27 protein-coding genes are annotated in these 23,778 nt (G+C 68.3%); 16 read left to right on the forward strand and 11 right to left on the reverse strand.

Annotated elements, in window-relative coordinates; all coding sequences use genetic code 11:
- The first annotated feature begins 191 nt into the window (after window positions 1-191).
- Window positions 192-989: a hypothetical protein gene (locus ACXMYJ_RS15310; RefSeq protein WP_460357347.1), complete on the forward strand. Its 798-nt coding sequence runs from the start codon at window positions 192-194 to the stop codon at window positions 987-989.
- Between the two features lie 84 nt (window positions 990-1,073).
- On the opposite strand, the gene ACXMYJ_RS15315 is transcribed toward ACXMYJ_RS15310, so the two are convergent.
- On the reverse strand, window positions 1,074-1,787 hold the full coding sequence (locus ACXMYJ_RS15315; protein WP_443187791.1) for a ferritin-like fold-containing protein: 714 nt from the start codon (window positions 1,785-1,787) through the stop codon (window positions 1,074-1,076).
- Window positions 1,788-2,035: 248 nt separating this feature from the next.
- Between ACXMYJ_RS15315 and ACXMYJ_RS15320 the strand changes: the two genes are divergently transcribed.
- Both ACXMYJ_RS15320 and ACXMYJ_RS15325 read left to right on the forward strand, forming a co-directional pair.
- Entirely contained in the window at window positions 2,036-3,529 is a 1,494-nt protein-coding gene (locus tag ACXMYJ_RS15320) for a DEAD/DEAH box helicase (protein ID WP_460357350.1), read from the forward strand.
- 9 nt (window positions 3,530-3,538) lie between these two features.
- Window positions 3,539-4,750 carry an Rv3212 family protein gene (locus ACXMYJ_RS15325; RefSeq protein WP_460357354.1) on the forward strand — a complete coding sequence of 404 codons (1,212 nt, stop codon included), beginning with the start codon at window positions 3,539-3,541 and terminating at the stop codon, window positions 4,748-4,750.
- On the opposite strand, the gene ACXMYJ_RS15330 is transcribed toward ACXMYJ_RS15325, so the two are convergent.
- Complete coding sequence (locus ACXMYJ_RS15330) at window positions 4,747-5,550, reverse strand: ParA family protein (protein WP_460357356.1); 804 nt, start codon at window positions 5,548-5,550, stop codon at window positions 4,747-4,749. The two genes, ACXMYJ_RS15325 and ACXMYJ_RS15330, sit on opposite strands and share 4 nt — an antisense overlap.
- Before the next feature lie 81 nt (window positions 5,551-5,631).
- On the opposite strand from ACXMYJ_RS15330, the gene ACXMYJ_RS15335 reads away from it, so the two are divergent.
- Genes ACXMYJ_RS15335 through ACXMYJ_RS15345 form a run of 3 tightly spaced genes read left to right on the forward strand, consistent with a single transcriptional unit; the run spans window position 5,632 to window position 7,831 of the window.
- Window positions 5,632-6,243 carry an acid phosphatase gene (locus ACXMYJ_RS15335; RefSeq protein ID WP_443187831.1) on the forward strand — a complete coding sequence of 204 codons (612 nt, stop codon included), beginning with the start codon at window positions 5,632-5,634 and terminating at the stop codon, window positions 6,241-6,243.
- On the forward strand, window positions 6,240-7,337 hold the full coding sequence (locus ACXMYJ_RS15340; protein ID WP_260757746.1) for an isochorismate synthase: 1,098 nt from the start codon (window positions 6,240-6,242) through the stop codon (window positions 7,335-7,337). Before ACXMYJ_RS15335 ends, ACXMYJ_RS15340 begins: the two co-directional genes overlap by 4 nt.
- Window positions 7,334-7,831, forward strand: a complete 498-nt coding sequence (locus ACXMYJ_RS15345) for a GNAT family N-acetyltransferase (protein ID WP_260757745.1) — start codon at window positions 7,334-7,336, stop codon at window positions 7,829-7,831. Before ACXMYJ_RS15340 ends, ACXMYJ_RS15345 begins: the two co-directional genes overlap by 4 nt.
- Here the strand turns inward: ACXMYJ_RS15345 and ACXMYJ_RS15350 are convergent.
- Window positions 7,768-8,217 (reverse strand): hypothetical protein, encoded by a 450-nt coding sequence (locus ACXMYJ_RS15350; RefSeq protein WP_396885302.1) that lies wholly within the window; start codon window positions 8,215-8,217, stop codon window positions 7,768-7,770. The genes ACXMYJ_RS15345 and ACXMYJ_RS15350 overlap by 64 nt on opposite strands.
- Window positions 8,214-8,657 carry a type II 3-dehydroquinate dehydratase gene (gene aroQ, locus ACXMYJ_RS15355; RefSeq protein WP_260757744.1) on the reverse strand — a complete coding sequence of 148 codons (444 nt, stop codon included), beginning with the start codon at window positions 8,655-8,657 and terminating at the stop codon, window positions 8,214-8,216. Before aroQ ends, ACXMYJ_RS15350 begins: the two co-directional genes overlap by 4 nt.
- 49 nt (window positions 8,658-8,706) lie before the next feature.
- Between aroQ and ACXMYJ_RS15360 the strand changes: the two genes are divergently transcribed.
- Window positions 8,707-9,663, forward strand: a complete 957-nt coding sequence (locus ACXMYJ_RS15360; RefSeq protein ID WP_260757743.1) for a diacylglycerol/lipid kinase family protein — start codon at window positions 8,707-8,709, stop codon at window positions 9,661-9,663.
- 277 nt (window positions 9,664-9,940) lie between these two features.
- Window positions 9,941-10,195 carry a transcriptional regulator WhiB1 gene (gene whiB1, locus ACXMYJ_RS15365; RefSeq protein ID WP_260757742.1) on the forward strand — a complete coding sequence of 85 codons (255 nt, stop codon included), beginning with the start codon at window positions 9,941-9,943 and terminating at the stop codon, window positions 10,193-10,195.
- Window positions 10,196-10,298: 103 nt separating this feature from the next.
- Here whiB1 and ACXMYJ_RS15370 read toward each other — a convergent pair whose 3' ends face one another.
- Together ACXMYJ_RS15370 and ACXMYJ_RS15375 are read right to left on the reverse strand one after the other, a co-directional pair.
- Window positions 10,299-11,789: a sensor histidine kinase gene (locus ACXMYJ_RS15370; protein WP_460357361.1), complete on the reverse strand. Its 1,491-nt coding sequence runs from the start codon at window positions 11,787-11,789 to the stop codon at window positions 10,299-10,301.
- 47 nt (window positions 11,790-11,836) lie between these two features.
- A complete protein-coding gene (locus ACXMYJ_RS15375; protein ID WP_006245864.1) occupies window positions 11,837-12,052 on the reverse strand; it encodes a biotin/lipoyl-binding carrier protein in 216 nt (71 codons plus the stop codon).
- A gap of 172 nt (window positions 12,053-12,224) precedes the next feature.
- On the opposite strand from ACXMYJ_RS15375, the gene ACXMYJ_RS15380 reads away from it, so the two are divergent.
- Entirely contained in the window at window positions 12,225-12,320 is a 96-nt protein-coding gene (locus ACXMYJ_RS15380; RefSeq protein ID WP_006245863.1) for a 50S ribosomal protein bL37, read from the forward strand.
- Window positions 12,321-12,386: 66 nt separating this feature from the next.
- On the opposite strand, the gene rsrA is transcribed toward ACXMYJ_RS15380, so the two are convergent.
- Together rsrA and ACXMYJ_RS15390 are read right to left on the reverse strand one after the other, a co-directional pair.
- Entirely contained in the window at window positions 12,387-12,653 is a 267-nt protein-coding gene (gene rsrA / locus ACXMYJ_RS15385) for a mycothiol system anti-sigma-R factor (RefSeq protein ID WP_260757996.1), read from the reverse strand.
- Between the two features lie 38 nt (window positions 12,654-12,691).
- Entirely contained in the window at window positions 12,692-13,354 is a 663-nt protein-coding gene (locus ACXMYJ_RS15390) for a sigma-70 family RNA polymerase sigma factor (RefSeq protein WP_260757740.1), read from the reverse strand.
- A gap of 228 nt (window positions 13,355-13,582) precedes the next feature.
- Between ACXMYJ_RS15390 and ybaK the strand changes: the two genes are divergently transcribed.
- The 3 genes from ybaK (at window position 13,583) to ACXMYJ_RS15405 (ending at window position 15,824) form a co-directional block, all read left to right on the forward strand.
- The gene (ybaK, locus tag ACXMYJ_RS15395) at window positions 13,583-14,074 is read left to right on the forward strand and encodes a Cys-tRNA(Pro) deacylase (protein WP_260757739.1); all 492 of its coding nucleotides are present in this window, start codon (window positions 13,583-13,585) and stop codon (window positions 14,072-14,074) included.
- Window positions 14,075-14,083: 9 nt separating this feature from the next.
- Window positions 14,084-14,929, forward strand: a complete 846-nt coding sequence (locus ACXMYJ_RS15400) for an SDR family oxidoreductase (protein WP_260757738.1) — start codon at window positions 14,084-14,086, stop codon at window positions 14,927-14,929.
- Window positions 14,930-15,044: 115 nt separating this feature from the next.
- Window positions 15,045-15,824, forward strand: a complete 780-nt coding sequence (locus tag ACXMYJ_RS15405) for a class I SAM-dependent methyltransferase (protein ID WP_260757737.1) — start codon at window positions 15,045-15,047, stop codon at window positions 15,822-15,824.
- Between the two features lie 4 nt (window positions 15,825-15,828).
- Here the strand turns inward: ACXMYJ_RS15405 and ACXMYJ_RS15410 are convergent, their stop codons facing one another.
- Both ACXMYJ_RS15410 and ACXMYJ_RS15415 read right to left on the reverse strand, forming a co-directional pair.
- A complete protein-coding gene (locus ACXMYJ_RS15410) occupies window positions 15,829-17,346 on the reverse strand; it encodes a DUF7782 domain-containing protein (RefSeq protein ID WP_460357366.1) in 1,518 nt (505 codons plus the stop codon).
- Window positions 17,343-18,098, reverse strand: a complete 756-nt coding sequence (locus ACXMYJ_RS15415) for an SOS response-associated peptidase (protein ID WP_260757735.1) — start codon at window positions 18,096-18,098, stop codon at window positions 17,343-17,345. The genes ACXMYJ_RS15410 and ACXMYJ_RS15415 overlap by 4 nt, the downstream gene beginning before the upstream one ends.
- A gap of 94 nt (window positions 18,099-18,192) precedes the next feature.
- Between ACXMYJ_RS15415 and aroA the strand changes: the two genes are divergently transcribed.
- The 3 genes from aroA to ACXMYJ_RS15430 all read left to right on the forward strand — a co-directional run bounded on the left by aroA (window position 18,193) and on the right by ACXMYJ_RS15430 (window position 21,434).
- Entirely contained in the window at window positions 18,193-19,515 is a 1,323-nt protein-coding gene (gene aroA / locus ACXMYJ_RS15420) for a 3-phosphoshikimate 1-carboxyvinyltransferase (protein WP_460357369.1), read from the forward strand.
- Window positions 19,516-19,521: 6 nt separating this feature from the next.
- A complete protein-coding gene (gene rsgA, locus ACXMYJ_RS15425) occupies window positions 19,522-20,502 on the forward strand; it encodes a ribosome small subunit-dependent GTPase A (RefSeq protein ID WP_260757733.1) in 981 nt (326 codons plus the stop codon).
- A gap of 83 nt (window positions 20,503-20,585) precedes the next feature.
- Window positions 20,586-21,434, forward strand: coding sequence for an aldo/keto reductase (locus ACXMYJ_RS15430; protein WP_460357372.1), 849 nt, complete (start codon window positions 20,586-20,588; stop codon window positions 21,432-21,434).
- Window positions 21,435-21,504: 70 nt separating this feature from the next.
- On the opposite strand, the gene ACXMYJ_RS15435 is transcribed toward ACXMYJ_RS15430, so the two are convergent.
- Window positions 21,505-22,620 (reverse strand): IS30 family transposase, encoded by a 1,116-nt coding sequence (locus tag ACXMYJ_RS15435; RefSeq protein WP_460357382.1) that lies wholly within the window; start codon window positions 22,618-22,620, stop codon window positions 21,505-21,507.
- A 141-nt stretch (window positions 22,621-22,761) separates the two neighbouring features.
- Here ACXMYJ_RS15435 and ACXMYJ_RS15440 point away from each other — a divergent pair.
- The coding region (locus ACXMYJ_RS15440) for an IS256 family transposase (RefSeq protein WP_460357375.1) at window positions 22,762-23,778 on the forward strand (1,017 nt) is incomplete at its 3' end.

Consider the following 23,778-nt stretch of genomic DNA (forward strand, 5'->3'; position numbering starts at 1 on the left):
GACGTGGGCCCACAGAGGCGGTCCCGGGACCCGCGTACGCGACGAGCGAACGAACGCGCACGGTCATAACGCCGGAGCGATCCAACCGAGTCCCGAACGTGACCGCCTGCAGGGCCTCGTCAGCCCCATCTGTCACTTCTGCCTCAGTAGCATCGGGGCCGAAATCGGAAAAGACGACTGGGACAAGCTGAATGAACAGGCCATACACCGCTACTTCACCGTATTCCCTGACGCCGACCGAGCGGATCCGAAGCCCGCGGGGCAGTGGGCGATACGGCTCCTACGGGAGCCCTGGCGACGACCATCCGGACCGTTACGGGGACCTGGACACCGACGCACTGCCGCCGTTCCCCGGTGACGGCTACACCGAGGACTACGACCAGTACCTCGACGAGGAGCAGCTCGACCGCCGCTGGATGTGGATCGCCGGAGTGGCCGGGGCGATCCTGTTCGTCGCGGTGATCACCGCGAGCATGATCCTCGGCGGCGGTGACAGCGGCTCGGTGTCGGCGACGGTGGCCGCTCCGGTGCCGTCCAGCTCCGCACCGGAGCCCTCGTCCACGCCGTCACCCCGCGCCGCCGCGCCCGTGTCGCCGTCCCTGCCGGCCGAGACGGTCACCACGGTGACCCCCACTGCCGAGGCACCCACCCCGGCACCGGCCGCGCCCGCGCCGGTGCTGCCGGCCCCGCAGGCCGCGCCGCCCCCACCGGCCGCGGCGGCGGGCACGGTGACCTACCGCATCACCGGCAACCGCCCGCTGCTCGATCTGGTCACCGTGATCTACACCGACGCGCAGGGTGCGTTGCAGACCGACGTGAACGTCGCGCTGCCGTGGTCGAAGACGGTGGTGCTGAACCCCGGAGTGACGCTGAGCTCGGTGACGGCGACGAGCATGTCCGGTCAGCTCAACTGCGCGATCATCGACGCGAACGGATCGTTGATCTTCGCGCAGAACAACAACTCGATCATCACCAACTGCACCCGCTGACACTCGACCGCCGACATTGCATTCCAGCCGCCGAAGTTCGAGTGGCGACCTACCGGAATGCAATCTCGGCGAGAGAAGCGGATTTCAGGCCAGGCCGAGTTCCTCCATGCGGCTGGCGTGCGTCTTCTGCAGCCGATCGAAGAAATCGGTCATGTGGGACAGGCCGCCGCCGGACATCACCAGGTCGACGAGTTCGTCGTGGTCGGCCAGCACGAACTGGGCCTGCGTGATCGCCTCGCCGAGCAGGCGCCGCGACCACAGCGCCAGCCGGTGCCGTTGCCGATCGCTGGCCGTCACCGCGGCCCGTACCTCGGCCACCACGAACTGCGAATGGCCGGTCTCGGACAGCACGGACCGCACGACGTCGGCCACCTCGGCGGGCATCACGTCGGCGATCTCCAGGTAGAAGTCGGCGGCCATCGCATCGCCGACGTAGGTCTTGACCAGTGCCTCCAGCCATGTGCTGGGGGTGGTCAGGCGGTGGTAATTCTCCAGAGCGGACGCGTACCTGGTCATGGCCGGGACGACGTCGACGCCGCGGCGCTCCAGCGCGTCGCGCAGCACCTCGTAGTGGTTCATCTCGGCCGCCGCCATGCTGGCCATGTTGATCCGCCCGCTCAGGTTCGGCGCCATCCGCGCCTCCTCGGTCAGGCGGTAGAACGCCGCGACCTCACCGTAGGCGAGCAGCGCGAACAGTTCGTTGATGCCCGGATGCTCCGTGGTCACGGGCGAACCGTTCGAGACCACCGGTTCGCTCGCCTGGGCGGAGGAAGCGGCCGCTGACGGCGTCGAAGACATGGCCCAACTCTAGACTCCGGGGCCGGCGATGCCGCTTCTGCGGGATCGACCGGTTACCATGGAGTCGGTGTCGGCGCTCGAGCCGACTGATCGAACCAGGTCACGCCGGCCGTTTTGGCCGCAGGCACCTTGGAAATGTGCGTGCACGCGGCGGCCCGCCTCCTCAGCGCAGGGCCCGGCGAAGTTCTCTTCACAACTCGTGCGCGCGTGGAACGCATGAGGAATAAGTGAAAGGCTCCGTTTCCTGCATGACACCTGTAACTACACATCCGAATCCCACATTCGCCGAGCTCGGAGTACGTGACGAGATCGTCCGCGCGCTGGCCGACAACGGTATCGAGCACGCCTTCGCGATCCAGGAGCTGACGCTGCCGCTCGCACTGGCCGGCGACGATCTGATCGGCCAGGCCCGCACCGGCATGGGCAAGACCTTCGCGTTCGGCGTGCCCCTGCTGCACCGGATCACCACCGACACCGCTCGCCCGCTCACCGGCGCGCCGCGCGCCCTGATCGTCGTCCCGACCCGCGAGCTCTGCATCCAGGTCTACGAAGACCTGGTCGGAGCGTCGAAGTATCTGATGGCCGACGACACCCGCAAGCTCACGGTCACCGCGATCTACGGCGGCCGCCCCTACGAACCCCAGATCGAAGCACTGCAGAAGGGTGTCGACGTCGTCGTCGGCACGCCCGGCCGGCTGCTCGACCTGGCCCAGCAGGGGCACCTGCAGCTCGGCGGCCTGTCCGTGCTCGTCCTCGACGAAGCCGACGAGATGCTCGACCTGGGCTTCCTGCCCGACATCGAGCGAATCCTCAAGCAGATCCCGGCGCAGCGGCAGGCGATGTTGTTCTCAGCCACCATGCCGGACCCGATCATCACGCTGGCCCGCACCTTCATGACGCAGCCGACGCACATCCGCGCCGAGGCCCCGCACTCCGCCGCCACCCACGACACCACCGAGCAGTTCGCCTACCGAGCGCACGCACTCGACAAGGTCGAGATGGTCGCCCGCATCCTGCAGGCCGAGGGCCGCGGGGCGACGATGATCTTCACCCGCACCAAGCGCACCGCCCAGAAGGTCGCCGACGAGCTCGCCGAGCGGGGCTTCAAGGTCGGTGCGGTACACGGTGACCTCGGCCAGGGCGCGCGCGAGAAGGCGCTCAAGGCGTTCCGCACGGGCGAGGTCGACGTGCTCGTCGCCACCGACGTGGCCGCGCGCGGCATCGACATCGACGACATCACGCACGTCATCAACTTCCAGATCCCCGAGGACGAGCAGTCCTACGTGCACCGGATCGGCCGCACCGGCCGGGCGGGCAAGACCGGCATCGCGGTCACCCTAGTCGACTGGGACGAGCTACCCCGGTGGGAGATGATCGACAAGGCCCTCGGCCTGGACACCCCCGAGCCGGCCGAGACCTACTCGAGCTCGCCGCACCTCTACGAAGAGCTCAAGATCCCGGCCGACGCCGGCGGATCGATCGCCAGGCCGAAGCGCACCGCCGACAAGGAACCGCGCGAACCGCGCGAACGCGCCGAGAAGCCGGCCCGCAACCGCACCCGGCGCCGGACCCGCGGCGGTAAACCGGTCAGCGGACATCCTGAGGGCGCTGCCGAGCAGACCGCTCCCGACGGGGAGAACCCCGGCGCCGAGGCCGGCGAAGGCGGCGCACGCCCCGCCCGTCGCCGGCGTCGACGCCGGCCCGGCAAAGCCGCGACCGCGGGCACCGGCACCACCAACTGACCCACTGCGTTGGTCAGACCCGAGCGCCGCACCCGGGGAGACCTGCTGGCGGCGACGGCCATCGTGGTGGTCATCGTCGTCGTCGGGGTCTTCGTATGGTGGACCAGTGATGCCAGGGCCACCCGGAGCCAACCCGCCGAACAGCCGGTCGTGAGCCTGAAACCGGCTGCGGCCGTTCCTGATTCGCTCGAACAGCGGTGGACGGCCCGCAGCGCCAAGACCACCGCACCGGTCGTCGTCGGCGGCGCCGTCGTCACCGGCGAGGGCACGGCGATCCAGGGCCGCGACCCGGCAACCGGGGCCACGCTGTGGAGCTACTCGCGCGACCGCGAGCTGTGCGGCGTCACCTGGGTCTACAACTACGCCGTCGCGGTCTATCCCGACGTCCGCGGCTGCGGACAGGTGAGCACCGTCGACGCCAAGACGGGCCGGCGCGGCCCCGCGCGCAGCAGCTACGCCGACCCGCACGTGACCCTGTCCGGCGACGGCACCACGGTTCTGTCGGCGGGACAGACGCGGCTGGAGATGTGGCGCTCCGACATGGTCCGGATGCTCAGCTACGGCGCGCTCGACGCCCCGATCAAACCGGGCGTGCCGGCCTCACCGCTGTGCCGGTTCGTCTCCGCGGCGGCCGGCTCCAGCGCGGTGTCGGTGCTGGAGTCCTGCGAGGGTCAGGACGATCTGCGGCTGACACTGCTGCGTCCGTCCGACGAGGAGGACACCCCCGAGCTCAAGTACGTCCAGCAGAAGGGTGTCGCCGACGGCACCGGAGCCCGCGTGGTGGCGGTGACGGACACCGCGACCGCGCTGTACGTGCCCACCCCGGCTCCGCGCCTGGACATCATCGACGACACCGGCGCGGTGATCGACAGCACCGTCGTCGACGGCGAACCCTCCCCCGATGCCACCGCGTCGCGGGCCGGCGATCTGATCACCTGGTGGACCGGCGATGCGCTGATGGTGTTCTCCGCCGACACGCTGGAGTACAAGTACACCGTCGCCGCGGCGGGTGAGCACGCACCGGTGGGACCCGCGACGGTGATGGCCGGCCGGCTGCTGGTACCGGTCACCACGGGCTACGACGTGTTCGATCCGATGACCGGCACCGGCGACCGGCACATCCCGCTGCGGCGGCCGCCGGTCGAGGGGCCCGTCGTGCCCGCAGTGGCGGGATCCACGCTGCTGGAACAGCGCGGCGGTGAACTGGTGGCGTTGAGTTAAACCTCGGGGGTGAAGGTGGCCAGTTCCTTGCCGCTCTTCCAGTGCTTGAGCAGCGCCGTCGCGAACTCCCGGTAGGCCATCGCGCCTTTGTTCTTGCGGCCGGTGAGCACCGACGAACCCGAGGCGCTGGCCTCGGCGAAGCGCACCGTGCGCGGAATCGGCGGCGCCAGCACCGGAAGGTTGTAGCGGTCGACGACGTCGAAGAGCACGTCCCGACTGTGCGTCGTGCGCGCGTCGTAGAGCGTGGGCAGCGCGCCGAGCAGCTTCAGGTCGGGGTTGGTGATGGCCTGCACATCCGACACCGTGCGCAGGAACTGTCCCACACCGCGGTGCGCGAGGGTCTCACACTGCAGCGGCACGACGACCTCGCCGGCGGCGGTCAGACCGTTGAGGGTCAGCACGCCCAGCGACGGCGGGCAGTCGATGAGCACGACATCGAAATTCGCGCTGATCTTGTCCAGCGCCCGCTTGAGCGCATGTTCCCGCCCCGCCCGCATCAATAGCATCGCCTCGGCGCCTGCCAGATCGATGTTGGCGGGCAGCAACGTCATGCCCTCCGGAGTTTCGACCAACGCCGCGTCCGGTTCGACGTCTCCGAGCAGCACTTCATGTACCGAGACCGGCAGCTTGTCCGGGTCGTGGCCGAGCGAGAACGTCAGCGATCCCTGCGGATCGAGGTCCACGAGCAACACACTCTTGCCCAGTTCGACCAGCGCCGCCCCCAACGACGCCACCGTCGTCGTCTTGGCGACCCCGCCCTTCTGGTTGGCGACCGCAAGTACCCGCGTCACAGTGCCCATCCTGACATGGTTGATCCTCCCCTGTTCATCTTCACCCGCGCATTGCCGTCGAAACGGCGACGTACGGCAGAATCGGTCGTTGTGGGCCTCCTGCAGCACCGGCTGATCCTGCTCCGCCATGGCGAAACCGAATGGTCGAAATCGGGCAAGCATACGAGCCAGACCGAACTCGAGCTCACTGAGCATGGCCGGACGCAGGCGCTCGCCGCAGCAGACACGCTCAAGCAGTTGCAGTTGTTTGATCCGTACGTGGTGACCAGCCCCCGGGTGCGCGCCCGGGTGACCGCCGAACTGGCGGGTCTCACGGCCGACGAGGTCAACGACCTGATCGCCGAATGGGATTACGGCGACTACGAGGGCACCACCACCGCGGACATCCGCAAGACGGTGCCGAACTGGCTGGTGTGGACGCATGGCTGCCCGGGTGGGGAGACCTCAGCCGAGGTCTGCGCGCGTGCCGATCGCGCGATCGAGCTGGCGCTGCAGCACATCCAATCGCGGGATGTGGTGTTCGTCGGCCACGGTCACTTCTCCCGCGCGGTGATCACCCGGTGGATCGAACAACCGGTCTACGAGGGCGTCCGGTTCGCGATGCCCGCCGCCTCGATCGCGGTGTGCGGCTTCGAGCACGGGGTGCGTCAGCTCAGCGCACTGGCCCAGACCGGTTTCCCCCACCCGGCCGTGTCGACGTGACCCGCGAACCCGCGTTCGTCCTGGCCGGTCCCGACTGTGCCGTCGTCGGCGACGGTGTGCACACCGCGTTCCCCCACATTGCCGACGCCCGGGCCGCGCTGGCCTCGCACAGCGCGCCGATCATTTTGGGCGCCTTGCCATTTGACCTCAGCCGGCCCGCGGCGCTGATACGGCCTCAGTCGGTGCGGTTCACCGACGTGCCGCCGGCGTGGCCGTCCCGCGACCATGTGTCGGCGGAGATCACCGCCACCACGCCGGGCGCCGACGAACATCGCCGCCGCATCGGTGCGGCGCTGACCCGGCTGCGTGATCCCGACGATGCGCTGCAGAAGGTCGTGCTGGCGCGCGCACTGCACCTGACTGCCGACGGCAGGCTCGACGCCCGGACCGTGCTCAACCGGCTCGCCGCCAACGACGCGCAGGCCACCAAGTATCTGGTCGACCTGTCGGCTGCCGGTGAGGGGTACTCCGGGGCCGCGCTGGTGGGGGCGAGCCCGGAACTGCTGGTGGCCCGCCAAGGGCAGCAGGTGATCTGCCGGCCGTTCGCGGGTTCGGCGCCCCGGTCGGCCGATCCAGACACCGATGCCGCCAACGGAGCGGCGCTGGCAGCTTCGGAGAAAAACCGTCACGAGCACCAATTGGTCGTCGACGCGCTGCGCTCGGCGCTGGAGCCGTTGTGCACCGACCTGCAGATCGCCGACCGGCCGCAACTCAGCAAGACCGCCGCGGTCTGGCACCTGTTCACCCCCATGTCCGGAAGGCTACGCGAAAAGTCCACCACGGCACTGGATCTCGCTGTCGCTTTGCATCCCACTCCTGCGGTGGGCGGATCCCCGACCGACCGGGCGATCGCGTTGATCAACGAGATCGAAGGCGACCGCGGCTTCTACGCCGGTGCGGTGGGCTGGTGTGATCGCCGCGGTGACGGCCGCTGGGTGGTCTCGATCAGGTGCGCTCACCTGTCCGCCGACCGGCGCTCGGCCGTCGCGCACTCCGGAGGCGGCATCGTCGCCGAATCCGATCCCGACGACGAAGTCGACGAGACCACAACGAAGTTCCGCACCATTCTGGCGGCTCTGGGGGCGCGACAATGAGCGAGACCATCCGCGCGGTGCGCGCCGGGGACGAAACCGAGCTCACCGCGATGATCCACGAGCTCGCCGAGTTCGAACACGCCGCCCACGAGTGCACCGTGACCGAAAGTCAGTTGCGTGACGCACTTTTCGGACCGGATCCCACGCTGTATGCACACCTCGTCGAGGTCGACGGGCAGGCGGCCGCGGCCGCGTTGTGGTTCCGCAACTTCTCGACCTGGGACGGCGTAGCGGGGATCTACCTGGAAGACCTGTTCGTGCGTCCGCAATTCCGCAGGCGCGGCTTGGCACGCAAGCTGCTCGCCACCCTGGCCCGTGAATGCGTCGAGCGCGGTTATTCGCGGCTGAGCTGGGCGGTGCTGGACTGGAACGTCAACGCGATCGCGCTGTACGACAGCGTCGGCGGCGAACAGCAGAGCGAGTGGACCACCTACCGGGTGTCGGGTCCACGCCTGTCGGAATTGGCCTCCGAGCTGGGGTCGGAGTCCGACTGAGTCAGCCAGTGCAGGCCGGTCGGGCTGAAGAGCAGAGCCAGCACCGCGATCGCCGCGCCGGCCACCACCACGGCGTAGCGCAGCTGGCCCGAGCTGTAGACGTACCAGGCCACGCCGAGCAGCACGAGGTTGGCGAACACCGCGATGCCCCGGCCCCAGCGCCTGCCGGTCCACAGCGCCGCGCCCGCCGCCGTCACCCCGGAGCCCATGATCGCGAACCAGCCCGCGGTGCCGTAGCCGCTGATCGCAACCTCGTGATGCCCGGCGGCCTCCCGCACCACCAGCACGACGGCCATCACGATCCCGAGAACGCCCTCCAGCGCAGCGATTCCACCGGCGATGCGCACCGCCCGGGGCGCCACCGTGCCCCCGGGGCGGGGCGTCACCGTCCGAGCCTGTCCGCGAGGTAGCGCACCGCCATCTCGTAGCCGAGCGGACCCGCGCCGGCGACGACCATGTCGGCCACTGCGGACACGTACGAATGATGCCGGAACGGTTCGCGCGCATGGATATTGCTCAGATGGACCTCGGCGACGGGCAGCCCCACCGAGCGCAGAGCATCGGCGATCGCCACCGAGGTGTGGCTGTACGCGGCCGGGTTGATCACGATGCCGGAGCAGTCGGCGCGGGCGGCGTGGATTTCGTCGACGAGCACACCCTCGTGGTTGCTCTGCACCGCGCGAAGCTTCAGGCCCACCTCCTGTGCCACCTGGGCGGCCCTCGCCTCGATCTCGGCCAGTGTCGTCGAGCCGTACACCTCGGGCTGCCGGGTGCCCAGCAGGTTCAGATTCGGCCCGTTCACGAGTAGCAATCGGCGTTCGGTCACCGTTGTACGGTACCGGCGCCGCCACCTCCGGGCGCTAGGCTCAGGCCCCGTGCGTGCCGTGCTGATCGTGAACCCGAATGCCACATCGACGACGCCGGCCGGCCGTGACCTGTTGGCCCACGCGCTGGAGAGCCGCGTCCGCCTGACCGTCGTTCACACCGATCACCGCGGCCACGCCGTCGAGATCGCCCAGCAGGCCGCTCGCGACGGCGTCGATGTGCTGATCGTGCACGGCGGCGACGGCACGGTGAACGAGGTGGTCAACGGCGTTCTCGGGCAGTGCGGACCGGGCGCCGGCGGGCCTGCCGTCGGGGTGGTGCCTGGCGGCTCGGCCAACGTGTTCGCCCGCGCGCTGGGCATCAGCCCCGACCCGATCGAGGCCACCAATCAACTCGTCGACCTGCTCGGCGACTACCGGCGCAATGGGTCCTGGCGCCGTATCGGGCTGATGGACTGCCAGGAGCGCTGGGCGGTCTTCACCGCGGGTATGGGCGTCGATGGCGACGTGGTGGCCGCGGTCGAGGCTCAACGGGCCAAGGGCCGCAAGGTGACCGCCTCCCGCTACATCCGGGTGGCGATCCGCGAGGTGCTGGCCAGCGCACGCAAGGAGCCGTCGCTGACGCTGCACCTGCCCGGCACCGAACCCATTCCGGGCGTCCATTTCGCGTTCGTGTCGAACTCCAGCCCGTGGACCTACGCCAACGCCCGGCCCGTGTGGACCAACCCGGACACCACGTTCGAAACGGGGCTGGGGGTGTTCGCGACCACGAGCATGAACGTGTGGTCCAACCTCGGCCTGGTGCGGCAGATGGTGTCGCGTAAACCGAAGCTGGCGGCCAGGCATCTGGTTCGTGACGACGACCTGCCGTGGCTGGAGGTGACGAGCGACACCCCGGTCGCGTGCCAGATCGACGGGGATCACATCGGGACGCGCGACAAGATGCGGTTCACCTCGGTGCCCGACGCCCTTCAGGCGGTCGCACCGCTGCCGAAAATGGGTCGATAAGCACCCCTGAGCTGCACGGATAGTCGGTGTGACGAAATTTGCGCGGATGAATTAGGGCGCAGATGGATAGAGCGTAGTACAACGGAGTGAGGGATCGGTTAGCGGTCCTCGGTAGTGAGATAGCCCACGAGTTAACGAAGTTCTATTGACATCTGTTCAGCCTGTGAAAGCATCGGATGCAACAGCGCAGAAACATTTGGTGCGCTTGCGTTAACAGCCGAAGTAAAGCGCGTGCGCTCTGCTGCGCACACATGACATTGACGAGGAGTTTGATCTTATGGATTGGCGCCACAAGGCGGTCTGTCGCGACGAAGATCCGGAGCTGTTCTTCCCGGTCGGAAACAGCGGCCCGGCGCTTGCCCAGATCGCTGACGCGAAGCTCGTCTGCAACCGCTGCCCGGTCACCGCGGATTGCCTGAGCTGGGCTTTGGAGTCCGGACAGGACGCCGGCGTGTGGGGCGGCATGAGCGAGGACGAGCGTCGTGCGCTCAAGCGTCGCAACGCCAGGACGAAGGCCCGCACCGGGGTCTGACCTTTTCCTGCATACGCAGCGACGGCCCCGACGACAGTCGGGGCCGTAACTTTGTGTAATGCCTTGAATTAAAATCAGCAATTAACAGAAATGGCACAGCGCGTCAGTATTGGCTGACTCTGACCCGTCTGCCGATCGGCACTCGCAAAATCACATCGGTGCCTCCGGCGCTCGTGTTGTGCATACCGAGGGAACCGTCGAGCTCGGCCGCGACCAGTGTGCGCACGATCTGCAGGCCCAGCCGATCCGACTTCTCCAGGCTGAACCCGTCGGGCAGTCCCCGCCCGTCGTCGTGGACCACGACGTCGAGCCAGCGGGCCGAACGCTGCGCCCGGATCGTTACGCAGCCCTGCGGCGCCGCCGGATCGAAGGCGTGCTCGATCGCGTTCTGCACCAGTTCGGTGATGACCATGATCAACGCGGTCGCGCGGTCCGCGTCCAGCACGCCGAGGTCGCCCACGCGGTTGATCCGAATCGGGGAATCCACTGCCGCAACGTCATTCATGATCGGCAGGATGCGGTCGATCACCTCGTCGAGGTTGACCTCCTCGTCGACCGACATCGACAGCGCGTCGTGCACCAGCGCGATCGACGAGACTCGTCGCACCGATTCCATCAGTGCCTCACGGCCTTCGGGATTGTTCGTCCGGCGCGCCTGAAGCCGCAGCAGCGCCGCGACGGTCTGCAGATTGTTTTTCACCCGGTGATGGATCTCACGGATCGTCGCGTCCTTCGAGAGCAGCGCGCGGTCGCGGCGCTTGACCTCGGTGACATCGCGGATGAGCACCGCCGCGCCCATACCCACCCCGTGCGCCTCCAGTGGCAACGTGCGCAGCAAAACGGTGGCGCCCCCGGCGTCGACCTCCATCCGCATGCTGGAGCCGCCGGCGAGCGAATCACGGACGTGATTGGCGAGCTCCTGCGCCTCGAACGGGTCCGAGATCAGGGGACGGGTGACGCTGACGAGGTCGTGACCGTCCAGTTCGGCGGTCAGCCCCATCCGGTGGTAGGCCGAGATCGCGTTCGGGCTGGCGAAGGTGACCACACCGGCTTCGTCCAGCCGGATGAAGCCGTCACCGACGCGGGGGCTGGAGCGCGACATCGCGAGGTCGCCGACGTTGGGGAAGGTGCCTTCGGACAGCATCTGCAGCAGATCGCCGGCACAGGCGACGTACGCGGCCTCCAGCGGGCTGACCTGGCGCGCGGCCAACGAGGTCTGGTGGGTCAGCACCGCGACGACGTCGCTGCCGTGGCGCACCGGCACGGCCTCGACGTTCAGGCCCGGCGAGCCGTACTGGCCGTCGATGGTGACGCGTCCGATGTCGCCGGAGCGGAACGCCGCGGCCACGATCGGGATGTCCTCGGGCTCGGCCAGCGTGCCCACCGCGTCGGCCAGCAGCACCGTCGGGGCGGTGTTCGGCCGCACCTGCGCGACACACACCAATCTGTCGTCGTCGCGCCGCACCCACATCAGGTAGTCGGCGAAGGACATGTCGGCGAGCAGCTGCCACTCACCGACCACCGCGTGGAGGTGGTCCACGGCATTGCCGGGCAGCACGGTGTGCTCGGCGAGCAGGTCACCGAGTGTGGACATGGCTTACGACGGTTGTGCGGTGCAGAAGATCCGTCCTCGTCAGGGCGCTAGCTGATGACGGCGATGAGGTCACCGGCCTGGATGACGTCGCCGACGGACACGCTGACCTTGCTGACGGTGCCGGCGACCTCGGCGAGCACCGGGATCTCCATTTTCATCGACTCGAGCAGCACCAGGGTGTCGCCTTCGCCGATCTGATCGCCTTCGTGAACCACGACCTCCAGCACGCTGGCCACGATTTCCGCGCGAACATCCTCGGCCATCTTCACCCCACTCATTTCCACTGGTGCTTGACCGGTCTATCGAACCACACCGCTGCGACCCATGTCGCCGGTCACAGCCCGCGGCGAAATTGGTGTCGGCAAAGCATGCGACAATAGGGTCAACGCACACCGCTGCGCGGCGTGACACCCGATAACCACCTGGAGGTACACCATGGCCAAGCGTGGCCGAAAGAAGCGCGACCGCAAGCACTCGAAGGCCAACCACGGCAAGCGCCCCAACGCAGGCTCGAAGTCCGTAGGCCGCTGACTTCCGCGGAAACACAACCGCCCGGCACTCGTGAAGAGGCCGGGCGGATTTGTGTCCGCGGCAGGTCTAGCCGCGACGGATGATCGTGGTCTGACTGATCTGGATTCGCAGGCGTTCCCGCAAACCCTCCGGGGCCCGCTCACCGCCGCACTTGACGGCGATCAGCTTCTTGATCTTCTCCTCGATGCCGTAATGGCGCAGGCACGCCGGGCATTCTTCGAGGTGCTGGCGGAGCTTGTCTCGCGTTTCGACCGTGCACTCCCCGTCGAGCAGCGTCCAGACTTCGGCGATCACCGCGGCGCATTCCGGATGCTCCGGGTCGACCGGGCCGATCGGTGGCTTCCAGCGCTCCTGGGTGTTCTCAGCGTCGCTCACGAGGTCACCTCCTCCGGCGTACCGGAGCGCTCACCCCGGATGAAGCCGCGGTCGCGGGCCACGCCGGCGAGCAGTTCACGCAGTTGACGTCGGCCGCGGTGCAGCCTCGACATCACCGTTCCGATCGGCGTGTCCATGATCTCGGCGATCTCCTTGTACGGGAAGCCTTCGACGTCGGCGTAGTACACCGCCATCCTGAACTCCTCGGGCAGAGCCTGCAGAGCTTCCTTGATCTCGTTGTCGGGCAGCGTCTCGAGCGCTTCCACCTCCGCTGACCGCAACCCCGTCGAGGAGTGCTCGGCGTTGGCCGCCAGCTGCCAGTCGGTGATCTCCTCGGTCGGATACTCCGCCGGCTGGCGCTGTTTCTTGCGGTAGCTGTTGATGTAGGTGTTGGTCAGGATCCGGTACAGCCACGCCTTGAGGTTGGTGCCCTCACGGAATGAGCGGAACCCGGAGTAGGCCTTGACCATCGTCTCCTGCAGCAGATCCTCGGCATCGGCGGGATTGCGCGTCATCCGCAACGCGCCGCCGTAGAGCTGGTCGAGCAGCGGGATCGCGTCGCGCTCGAATCGCGCGGTCAGCTCGGCGTCGGTCTCCTCCCGGACCTGGGTGTCAACGTCGAGGGTCGCCTCCGCGGCCGACCCGCTGGTGTCAGTCATCCTGGGGAACACCGTCCCTTCTGTAGCGGCGCCGCCGATCACGTCCAGTAAATGCACCGAACCCGATGGGGCCTCCATGGCCAACAATGCCACCATCAATCCCCTTCTGCCGATCCTAAAGGTTGACTCCGACGACAGCCGCTGACCGGGGCTGACGCCCGTCCAGAGCTGTCGTGAACAACACCGGCCACCGGGGCGCTTGTTCCCGCCCCGCCCTACGCTGTGCCGGTGGCACGTGCAGCGACACCGGCGATCGCGGCCCTCGTGGCTGCGGGTATTCCCCACGACGTTCTTCAGTACCGGCACGATTCCCGCAACGACTCGTTCGGTGAGGAGGCGGTGGCCGAACTCGCGCAGGCCGGCGGTATCGACCCCTCGCAGATCCTCAAGACGCTGGTCGTGGCGCTGCCGAAAGGGCTGGGTGTCGCGGTGCTGCCGGTGCCGTCGAAGCTGTCGCTGAAGGCGGCCGCCGCCGCGCTCGGCGCGGCGAAGGCGACGATGGCCGACCCGGCCGACGCCCAGCGCTCATCCGGCTACGTGGTGGGCGGCATCTCCCCCATCGGCCAGCGTCGGGCGCTGCCCACCGTGGTCGATTCGTCGGCACTGCACTGGGACAGGGTGCTGTGCAGCGCCGGGAAACGGGGGTGGGACATCTCGCTGGATCCGCACGATCTGGTGCGCCTGACCAATGCCGTCACCGCCGACATCTGTGCGCTCTAGGGTGGGCCCATGTCTCTAGCCGGCAAAACCATGTTCATTTCGGGCGCCAGCCGCGGCATCGGTCTGGCAATCGCCAAACGGGTGGCCGCCGACGGCGCCAACATCGCGCTGGTCGCCAAGACCGCCGAGCCGCATCCGAAGCTGCCCGGCACGGTCTACACCGCGGCCAAGGAGATCGAGGAGGTCGGCGGGCAGGCGTTGCCGATCGTCGGAGATGTGCGCGACGGGGATTCGGTGGCAGCCGCGGTGGCCGAGACCGTCGAGCAGTTCGGCGGCATCGATATCTGCGTCAACAACGCCTCGGCGATCAACCTGGGCTCCATCGAGGAAGTCCCGCTCAAACGCTTCGATCTGATGAACGGCATCCAGGTGCGCGGCACCTACGCGGTGTCGCAGGCCTGCATCCCGCACATGAAGGGCCGCGACAACCCGCACATCCTGACGCTGTCCCCGCCGGTTCTCCTCGAGCCGAAATGGCTCAAGCCCACGCCGTACATGATGGCGAAGTTCGGGATGACCTTGTGCGCGTTGGGAATCGCCGAGGAGATGCGGGAGGCGGGCATCGCGTCGAACACGTTGTGGCCGCGCACGATGGTGGCCACCGCGGCTGTGCAGAATCTCCTCGGCGGAGACGAGTCGATGGCGCGTGCACGCAAGCCCGAGGTGTATTCGGACGCGGCGTACGTGATCCTGACCAAGCCGTCGAGCTACACCGGCAACACCTTGTTGTGCGAGGACGTGCTGCTGGAGTCCGGGGTCACCGACCTGTCGGTGTACGACTGCGTGCCGGGATCCGATCTCGGCGTGGATTTCTGGGTCGAGTCGGCCAACCCGCCGGGCTACACGGGCCCGTAGCGTTCGCGAGAGCGCCACCACGGTAGCGCCGCGCGCCTGATCACTACCGTGAAGGCACTTTCGCGAGAGCGCACGGCACACACCGCGCCAGCCGAGGCCGTGGCAGGCTGACCCCATGGTCTCCTCGACAATCTGGTCCGCCGGACGCTACGACGCGGTGGGTGACCGCATAGCCTCGATCGCCGAGCAGGTCGTCGACGCAGCGCACCGACGCCGTTCCCTGCGCGACTGCGCGGTGGTCGACCTCGCCTGCGGCACCGGCAGTGCCGCGCTGGCTGCGGCCGCCCGCGGTGCACAGGTCACCGGTGTCGACTACACCCCGGAACTGCTGACCATCGCCGGGCGACGCGACGGCGCCGAATCGGTCACCTGGCGCACCGGCGACGCGTCCGACACGGGGCTGCCGGCCGGGGCGTTCGACGCGGCGGTGTCGAACATGGGCATCATCTTCGTCGACCCCGCCGCGCAGGTCACCGAGATCATCCGCCTTCTCAAACCCAGGGGCGTTCTTGCCTTTTCGGCGTGGGTGCGCGCCACCAGCAATCCGTTCTTCGACCCCGTCGTCGCGGTGCTGGGCCCGCCGGCGTCGTCCGGCTTCTCCCCCGATCAATGGGGCGACACCGACCTGTTGACCGCCCGACTGGCGCCGCATTTCGATGACATCGACATTCTGCGCGGCCGGCACCGGTGGGAGTTCGAGTCGCTGGACGCGGCAATGCACTTCCTGCGCGCGGAGTCTCCGGTGCACGTGGAGACCTTCCGCCGCGCCGACCCCGCCCAGCAGGACAGGCTGGCGACGGAGTTCGAGAACACCTTGCAGCGGCACGTCGAGGCGTCCGGCGCGGTGGCCTTCGAAGCCCCCTATGTGGTGGTCACCGCGACGGTGCGTGCGTGAGTTCTCACTGCGCCTGATAGAGGATGCCGCGTCCGATCGCCTCGCGGACCACCGGCAGTGCCGCTGTGGCCAGCGCGTCGGCGTCCACGCCGTGAAAACGGGCCAGCAGATCGATCAGCGTGCCCAGCGGGACCTCGCCGCGGCAGCCGGCGAACAGCGCGCGCGAAACCTCGTCGACGCCGATCACCGCGCCCGGACCGCCCGGGCGGCGTACCGCGGCGCCGACCACCTGCCAGCCGTCGGGCCCGGGCAGGGACTGCTCTTCAAGGAACACCGGCGCGGTGGACAGCCGGGCGGCGAGCAGTTGCTCGTCACCGGTGTCGTGCAGGTACTCGCGGCGGGCCAGGAACGCCTCGACCTCGGGGCCCGTCAGCGCCTCGTCGGCGCCGGTGATCTCTTCGAAAACCTGGTCGGGACTTCGGGTTTCGCCGACGCGGGGAGCGCGGAGGGTGATCATGCCCATGCCGACCCCGGCGACGCCCTCGGCGTCGAACCAGTCCAGCCACTGCCCGCCCCGGCGCGCCGCGTCCTCGGGCGGCTCACCGGCATCCGACGTCCACAGCGAGACGTAGCTGAGGGGATCCGCGAACTCGCGCTGCACCACCCAGGCGTGCAACCCGGTCCCGGCCAGCCAGGAACCCACGCGGTCGCGCCAGGCTCCCTCCTCCTGGCCGCGGCGCACGATCCAGTTCGCCATGATCTGGGCGGTGCCGCCAGGCTCCAGATGGTCAGCGACCTGCTCGATGAGGTTCTGGCACAGCGCATCTCCGGCCATCCCCGAGTCGCGGTAGATGTAGTCGAGCGTTCCGGCGCCGACCACGAACGGCGGGTTGGACACGATCAGGTCGAAACGTTCACCGGCCACCGGCTCGAACATGCTGCCGCACCGCAGATCCCAGGACATGCCGTTGAGGCGTGCGGTGGCCGCCGCGAGCGCCAGCGCCCGCGGGTTGGTGTCGGTGGCGACGATGTCTTCGCAGTGCGCGTCGAGGTGCAGCGCCTGGATCCCGCATCCGGTGCCCAGATCCAGCGCGCGACGTACCGGAGAGCGCACGACGGCGTGGGCCAGCGACACCGACGCCCCGCCGATGCCCAGGACGTGGTCGTGACGGACAGGACCCGACCGCAGCGCGGAATCCTGGTCGGAGACCACCAGGAAGTCGCGCGCGCCGTCGCTGTGCGGCCGGATGTCGAGCACGGCGCGCACCGTGTCCGGGCCGGCGGGTTCGACGACGCCGTTGTCGATGAGCGCGTCGACGCCCGCGCCGGGCAGCGCCTGCCCGACCCGGTCCCTGGACTCGGCGGTGCCCAGCAGGAACAGCCGGACCAACGTGGCCAGCGGACGGTCGCCCGGTTCGGCGCGGTCGGTCGCGCGCAGCGCCGACCACCACAGTCCGCGGCTGAACGCCGCCGAGGCGTCGGCTCCGAGCAGTTCGGCCACCCCGTCGGTGGTGTACTCGGCGGCCCGCAGATCGGCGGCCAGCGTGTCGACCACGCCGGAGGCGTGCAGCGGGTGGCTCAAAGCAGCGTGCCCTGCTCGGCCTGCGGCTCGACCGGCTCGATGAGTTCCGGGCCGTTGTTGCGCACGCTGTTCACCAGCTTCGACACCTCACGGATCTCGATACGGTCGAGGTCGCCGTGGCCGCGCAGCAGGCCCTCGTCTATCGGGGCGTCCGGGTCCAGCCAGCGGTCCCAATCGCGCTCGCTGACGGTCAGCGGCATCCGGTCATGGATGTCGGCCAGCGGCCCGGCGGCGTCGGTGGTGATGATCGTGCAGCTCAGCAAAGGTTTGGTGTCCTTGCCGGCGTCCTTGGGGCGCCACGTCGACCACAACCCCGCCATGAACAGCGGTTCACCGTCGCCGGCGTACATGAAAAACGGTGTCTTGGCGCCCTTGTCGCCGCGCCATTCGTACCAGCCGTCCATCGGCACCAGGCACCGCTTGGCCTTGGCCGAGCTGCGGAACGCCGGCGAGGAGGTCACCTTGTCGGAGCGGGCGTTGATCAGCAGGGGTCCGCTCTTGGTGTCCGGGCCGCCGTCGTCGGTGGCCTTCGCCCACGGCGGCACCAGGCCCCAGCGCATCAGCCGCACCCGCCGGGTCGCCTCGTCGTCGGGGTCGGTGTGGCGTTTGACGACGGTCGCGACCGTGGTCGTCGGCGCCACGTTGTAGTTGGGGCCCGGCGCGTCCTTGCGCTCTGCCGTCGCCTCGTCGATGGCCTTGATCTTCTCGGCCAGCAGCGCCGGATCGGTCGTCACCGCGAATCGTCCGCACATGGTCTCCATGGTTCCAGACCCGGAGAATCCGGCGCGACGGGCGACGTCCAGGGTGCTTTCACGCCCCGGGTCCGCGACAGGGAACAATGAACCCGTGACTACCTGGCCGGCACCGTCGACAGCTACGCCCATCCATGCGACCGTCACCGTGCCGGGCTCGAAATCACAGACCAACCGGGCGCTGGTGCTGGCCGCGCTGGCGGTGCCCCAGGGGGTGTCGACGGTCAGCGGAGCGCTACGCAGCCGGGACACCGACCTGATGATCGCGGCCCTGCAGGGGCTCGGGGTGTCCGTTGAGTCCGACGACAGCGACGCCACCGAGCTGACCCTCGGCGGGGCGTTGGCTCCCGAGGCCCAGGCACGCATCGACTGCGGTCTGGCCGGGACGGTGCTGCGGTTCGTCCCGCCGGTCGCGGCGCTGACCACCGAGGACGTCACGTTCGACGGCGACGAGCAGGCCCGCTCGCGCCCGATCGCCCCGTTGCTGGACGGGTTGCGCGGGCTGGGGGTGTCCGTCGACGGTGACGGTCTGCCGTTCACGGTGCGCGGCCAGGGATCGGTACGCGGCGGCACAGTCGAGATCGACGCGTCGGGATCGTCGCAGTTCGTGTCGGGGCTGCTGTTGTCCGGCGCCGCGTTCACCGAGGGTCTGACCGTCGTGCACACCGGCGGCGCGGTGCCGTCCGCTCCGCACATCGCGATGACGGTGGCGATGCTGCGCGACGCCGGCGTCGAGGTCGACGACAGCGCCACCGACCGCTGGCAGGTGGCGCCGGGCCCGATCGCGGCCCGGCACTGGGTCGTCGAACCCGACCTGTCCAACGCGGTCCCCTTCCTGGCTGCCGCCGTGATCAGCGGGGGCACAGTGCGGATCATGGGCTGGCCGACGGCCAGCACACAGCCCGCCGATACCATCCTGTCGCTGCTTACCGGCCTGGGAGCCCATGTGCGGCAAGGTGATTCCTACCTGGAGGTGCAGGGCGCGACGGCTTATGACGGCATCGACGTCGACCTGCGCGACGTCGGTGAGCTCGCCCCGTCGGTTGCGGCGATGGCGGCGCTGGCCACCCCCGGCTCGGTGTCACGGCTGCGCGGCATCGCGCATCTGCGCGGGCACGAAACCGACCGATTGGCAGCGCTGAGCGCCGAGCTGAACCGCGTCGGCGGGCAATGTGAGGAGACCGAGGACGGCCTCGTGATCACCGCCCAGCAGATGCACGGCGGCGTGTGGCGGTCCTATGCCGACCATCGGATGGCGACCGCCGGAGCGATCGTGGGCCTGCGGGTGCCGGGCATCGAGGTCGAGGACATCGGCACCACCGCCAAGACGCTGCCGGACTTTCCGCAGCTGTGGGCCGACATGCTGGCCGGTCAGACCGACCTTCAGACCGGCGCCGCGTACGCGCGGAGGAAATAAAAGCCTTTGAGCAAGCGCGAATACGACGAGTCCGATGTCCGGATCCGACCCGGACGCGGCACTCGCCCGCGCACCAAGACCCGCCCCGAACACGCCGACGCCGAGCGGGCCATGGTGGTGACCGTCGACCGGGGCCGCTGGGGCTGCGTCCTCGACGGCGACCCTGCGCGCCGGGTGACGGCGATGCGGGCCCGCGAGCTGGGCCGCACACCGATCGTGGTCGGCGACGATGTCGACGTGGTGGGCGACCTGTCAGGCCGCGCCGACACCCTGGCCCGCATCGTGCGTCGCGGTGAACGCCGAACAGTGTTGCGGCGCACCGCAGATGACACCGATCCGACCGAGCGGGTGGTGGTCGCCAACGCCGATCAGCTGCTGATCGTGGTGGCGCTGGCCGATCCGCCGCCCCGCACGGGTCTGGTCGAACGCACGCTGATCGCCGCGTACGCCGGCGGACTGACGCCGATCCTGTGTCTGACCAAGACCGACCTCGCACCGGCAGCGCCGTTCGCCGAGCAGTTCCGCGACCTCGATCTGACCATCACCACCGCCGGGCGCGACGACCCTTTGGATGCGGTCGGCGCCCTGCTGGCCGGCAAGGTCACCGCGCTGCTGGGCCATTCCGGGGTCGGTAAGTCGACGCTGGTGAATCGCCTTGTGCCCGAAGCGGAACGGGCGATCGGCACGGTCACCGACGTGGGCAAGGGCCGGCACACCTCGACGCAGTCGGTGGCGTTGCCGCTGAAGGCGGGCGGATGGGTGATCGACACCCCGGGCATCCGGTCGTTCGGTTTGGCCCACATCGCGCCCGACGACGTCGTGCTGGCGTTCTCCGATCTGGCCGACGCGATCGACGACTGTCCGCGGGGCTGCGGGCACATGGGGCCGCCCGCCGACCCTGAGTGCGCGCTGGACGGGCTGACCGGCGCGGCCGAGGCCCGGGTGCACGCAGCCCGCCGGCTGCTGGCTGCGCTGCGGGAAGGGTGAAGGCGGCCGGGATGTTGGTCCCCGTGGACGTGTTTGTAGGGCCTGCCCGCCGGGCACGCTGTCGGCGAATAAGGAGGACGATTTTGAGCAACATACCCACGATTGAATTGAACGACGGTGCCACGATTCCGCAGCTCGGCTTCGGCGTCTACCAGGTGCCGCCGGACGAGACGGCCGCCGCGGTGCGGTCGGCCCTCGAGGTCGGTTACCGCCACATCGACACCGCCGAGATGTATCAGAACGAGCAGGGCGTCGGCCAGGGCATCCGTGACGCCGGCATCGACCGCTCCGAGGTGTTCGTCACCAGCAAGCTGAACAACGGCTTCCACAGGCCCGACGACGCCCGCCGCGCGTTCGACGGCACGCTGGAGGCACTCGGCTCCGACTATGTCGACCTGTTCCTGATCCACTGGCCGCTGCCCACCCTGTACGACGGTGACTACGTGTCGACGTGGAAGACACTGGAGGAGTTCAAGAATGACGGCCGGGCGCGCAGTATCGGCGTGTCGAACTTCCAGGTCGCGCACCTGCAGCGGCTCGCCGACGAGACCGGCACCGTGCCGGCGGTGAACCAGATCGAGGTGCACCCGTACTTCGCCAACGACGAGGTGCGCGCCTACGGCCGGCAACACGGCATCGCGACCGAGGCATGGTCCCCGATCGCGCAGGGCAAGGTGCTCGACGATCCCGTCGTCACCCGCATCGCCGACGCGACAGGCAAGACGCCGGCCCAGGTGGTGCTGCGTTGGCACATCCAGCGCGGCGATATCGTGTTTCCGAAATCGGTCAAGCTACAACGCATCAAGGACAACTTCGCGCTGTTCGACTTCGAACTCGGCGACGACGACGTCGCCGCGATCTCCGCACTCGACCGGGGCGAGTCCGGCCGCATCGGACCGAACCCGGACACGTTCGACTACGTCCCCGACTGACAGCGTGGCACGACACAGAATCGCCCGCTGTCGGCTGGGCGGTTTCTAGGGGTCGTCGCAACACTGCTGGTTAATGGGTCTGTAGTAGATCACGCAAACGCTCGGCTGGGGTATCCCAGTCGAGCGTTTTGCGTGGTCGGCCGTTGAGTTGCTGGGCGACGTGTTCGAGGTCCTCAGGCCCATAGATACTCAGGTCGGTACCTTTGGGAAAGTACTGGCGAAGCAGGCCGTTGGTGTTTTCGTTGGTGCCGCGCTGCCAGGGACTGGCCGGGTCGCAGAAGTACACCTGCATGTCGGTGGCCATCGTGAACTGCTTGTGTCCAGCCATCTCGGCGCCCTGGTCCCAGGTCAGCGATCCCCGCAGATGTTCGGGCAGTGTCTTCATGGTGGCGATCAGGCCGTCGCGCACAGACTCCGCGTCGTGGCCGCCGGATAGGTGCACCAGCATGGTGTAGCGGGTGGTGCGTTCGACGAGGGTGGCGATGGCGGTCCTGTTGAGTTCCCCGGTGATGAGGTCGCCTTCCCAGTGCCCGGGCACGGCGCGGTCCTCGATTTCGGCGGGTCGATCAGAGATCATGATCATCGGGTCAACGAACCGTTGGTAGCGCTGTCCGGCCCTGCGGCGTGGTTTGCGGCGGGTTCTGCCAGACCGAAGCGCTTGGGCCACTTCCTTTTTGAGGCCTCCGCGGGCCTGGAAATAGAGTGCTTGATAGATCGTTTCGTGGCTCACCCGCATACTCTCGTCGTCCGGAAAATCCTTGACCAGACGATGCGAGATCTCCTCAGGGGACCACCGGTTGCTCAAACCGTCGGTGACCACCTGCCGCAGTTTCTGGTTGCTCACCAGTTTGGACTGCTTCGGACGGGCCCGAGCTGCCGCGGCGGCCGTCTCGGCCTGATACGGCAGATATAAGCCCGCGACACGGTGGGCAGCGACCTCACGAGAGACCGTCGATTTATCTCGACCGATCTTGTCAGCGATGGCTGTGTAACTCAGGCCGGCGGTCAGGCCGTCGGCGATGAGCAGCCGATCAGCGAGCTGCAAATACCTACTGAGGGATGCCTGTTCAGATGCAGGATGTTGGTCGGCAGCAGTGGATTTCACCGGTTGTATGTACCGCGTCCCGCTGGCGTAATCGACGACCGTGCCATCGGAATACACCCGCGTGTTGCCGATCTGGCGGATACCGGCAGGTTGCGTCCAGCAGAGTGGTGTACGAGTCGGACCTGATCAGCGGTACCGGCGTGTCGTAGCCGACTGATTGAAGGTCATCGCGTGATTCTTCGAGAGACCCGTCAAAGTCACTCGAGCAAAGGAATCGACGCGATGACCACTGCCCACAATATCGACCTGCCTGCGGTGCTGGCTGAACGACTCACCACCGCCCATCCCGACGTGTTGCGCGAGCTGCTGGCCACGTTTATCCACACCCTGATGGGTGCTGAGGCCGACGCCCTGTGCGGCGCCAGCTACGGCGAGCGCAGCACCGAGCGCACCAATTCCCGCAACGGCTATCGGCACCGCCAATTCGACACCCGCGCGGGAACATTGAATCTCGCAATCCCGAAGCTGCGGCACGGCTCGTACTTCCCGGACTGGCTGCTGGAACGCCGCAAACGCGCGGAGCGGGCTCTGACGACGGTGGTCGCGACCTGCTACCTGCTCGGGGTTTCGACGCGGCGGATGGACAAGCTCGTCGAAACTCTCGGCATCACGTCGTTGTCGAAGTCGCAGGTGTCGGTGATGGCCAAGGAACTCGACGCCGCCGTGGAAGCGTTCCGCACCCGCCCGCTGGATGCCGGGCCGTACACGTTCGTGGCCGCCGACGCCTTGGTCCTCAAGGTCCGCGAGCAGGGCCGGGTGGTCAACGTGCACGCCCTGATCGCCGTCGGGGTCAACGCCGAGGGCTACCGCGAGATCCTCGGTATCGACGTCACGACCGCCGAGGACGGGGCCGGCTGGTTGACGTTCTGGCGGTCGCTGACCGCCCGCGGACTGTCTGGGGTCAAACTGGTTACCAGTGACGCCCACGCCGGCCTGGTGGCCGCGATCGGCGCCACCCTGCCCGGCGCGACGTGGCAGCGCTGCAGAACGCACTACACGACCAACCTGATGGCCATCACCCCGAAAGCGTCGTGGCCGTGGGTGCGCACGCTGCTGCACTCGGTGTTCGATCAACCTGATGCTGAATCCGTTGCTGCACAATATGACCGGACCATCGACGCGCTCGCCGACAAACTGCCCAAGGTCGCTGATCACTTGGAGGCAGCCCGGCCAGACCTACTCGCGTTCACCGCGTTCCCCAAGCAGATCTGGCGCCAGATCTGGTCCAACAACCCGCAG

The organism is Mycobacterium sp. ZZG, assembly GCF_054786995.1.

What these genes read in the sequence shown, in the direction of transcription:
- ACXMYJ_RS15320 (WP_460357350.1), top strand. Translation starts at nt 2,036, where the DNA reads ATGACACCTGTAACTACACATCCGAATCCCACATTCGCCGAGCTCGGA.
- ACXMYJ_RS15390 (WP_260757740.1), bottom strand. Translation starts at nt 13,354, where the DNA reads ATGACTGACACCAGCGGGTCGGCCGCGGAGGCGACCCTCGACGTTGAC.
- ACXMYJ_RS15330 (WP_460357356.1), bottom strand. Translation starts at nt 5,550, where the DNA reads ATGGGCACTGTGACGCGGGTACTTGCGGTCGCCAACCAGAAGGGCGGG.
- ACXMYJ_RS15400 (WP_260757738.1), top strand. Translation starts at nt 14,084, where the DNA reads ATGTCTCTAGCCGGCAAAACCATGTTCATTTCGGGCGCCAGCCGCGGC.
- ACXMYJ_RS15370 (WP_460357361.1), bottom strand. Translation starts at nt 11,789, where the DNA reads ATGTCCACACTCGGTGACCTGCTCGCCGAGCACACCGTGCTGCCCGGC.
- ACXMYJ_RS15345 (WP_260757745.1), top strand. Translation starts at nt 7,334, where the DNA reads ATGAGCGAGACCATCCGCGCGGTGCGCGCCGGGGACGAAACCGAGCTC.
- ACXMYJ_RS15375 (WP_006245864.1), bottom strand. Translation starts at nt 12,052, where the DNA reads ATGGCCGAGGATGTTCGCGCGGAAATCGTGGCCAGCGTGCTGGAGGTC.
- ACXMYJ_RS15380 (WP_006245863.1), top strand. Translation starts at nt 12,225, where the DNA reads ATGGCCAAGCGTGGCCGAAAGAAGCGCGACCGCAAGCACTCGAAGGCC.
- ACXMYJ_RS15405 (WP_260757737.1), top strand. Translation starts at nt 15,045, where the DNA reads ATGGTCTCCTCGACAATCTGGTCCGCCGGACGCTACGACGCGGTGGGT.
- whiB1 (WP_260757742.1), top strand. Translation starts at nt 9,941, where the DNA reads ATGGATTGGCGCCACAAGGCGGTCTGTCGCGACGAAGATCCGGAGCTG.
- ACXMYJ_RS15315 (WP_443187791.1), bottom strand. Translation starts at nt 1,787, where the DNA reads ATGTCTTCGACGCCGTCAGCGGCCGCTTCCTCCGCCCAGGCGAGCGAA.
- ACXMYJ_RS15310 (WP_460357347.1), top strand. Translation starts at nt 192, where the DNA reads ATGAACAGGCCATACACCGCTACTTCACCGTATTCCCTGACGCCGACC.
- ACXMYJ_RS15415 (WP_260757735.1), bottom strand. Translation starts at nt 18,098, where the DNA reads ATGTGCGGACGATTCGCGGTGACGACCGATCCGGCGCTGCTGGCCGAG.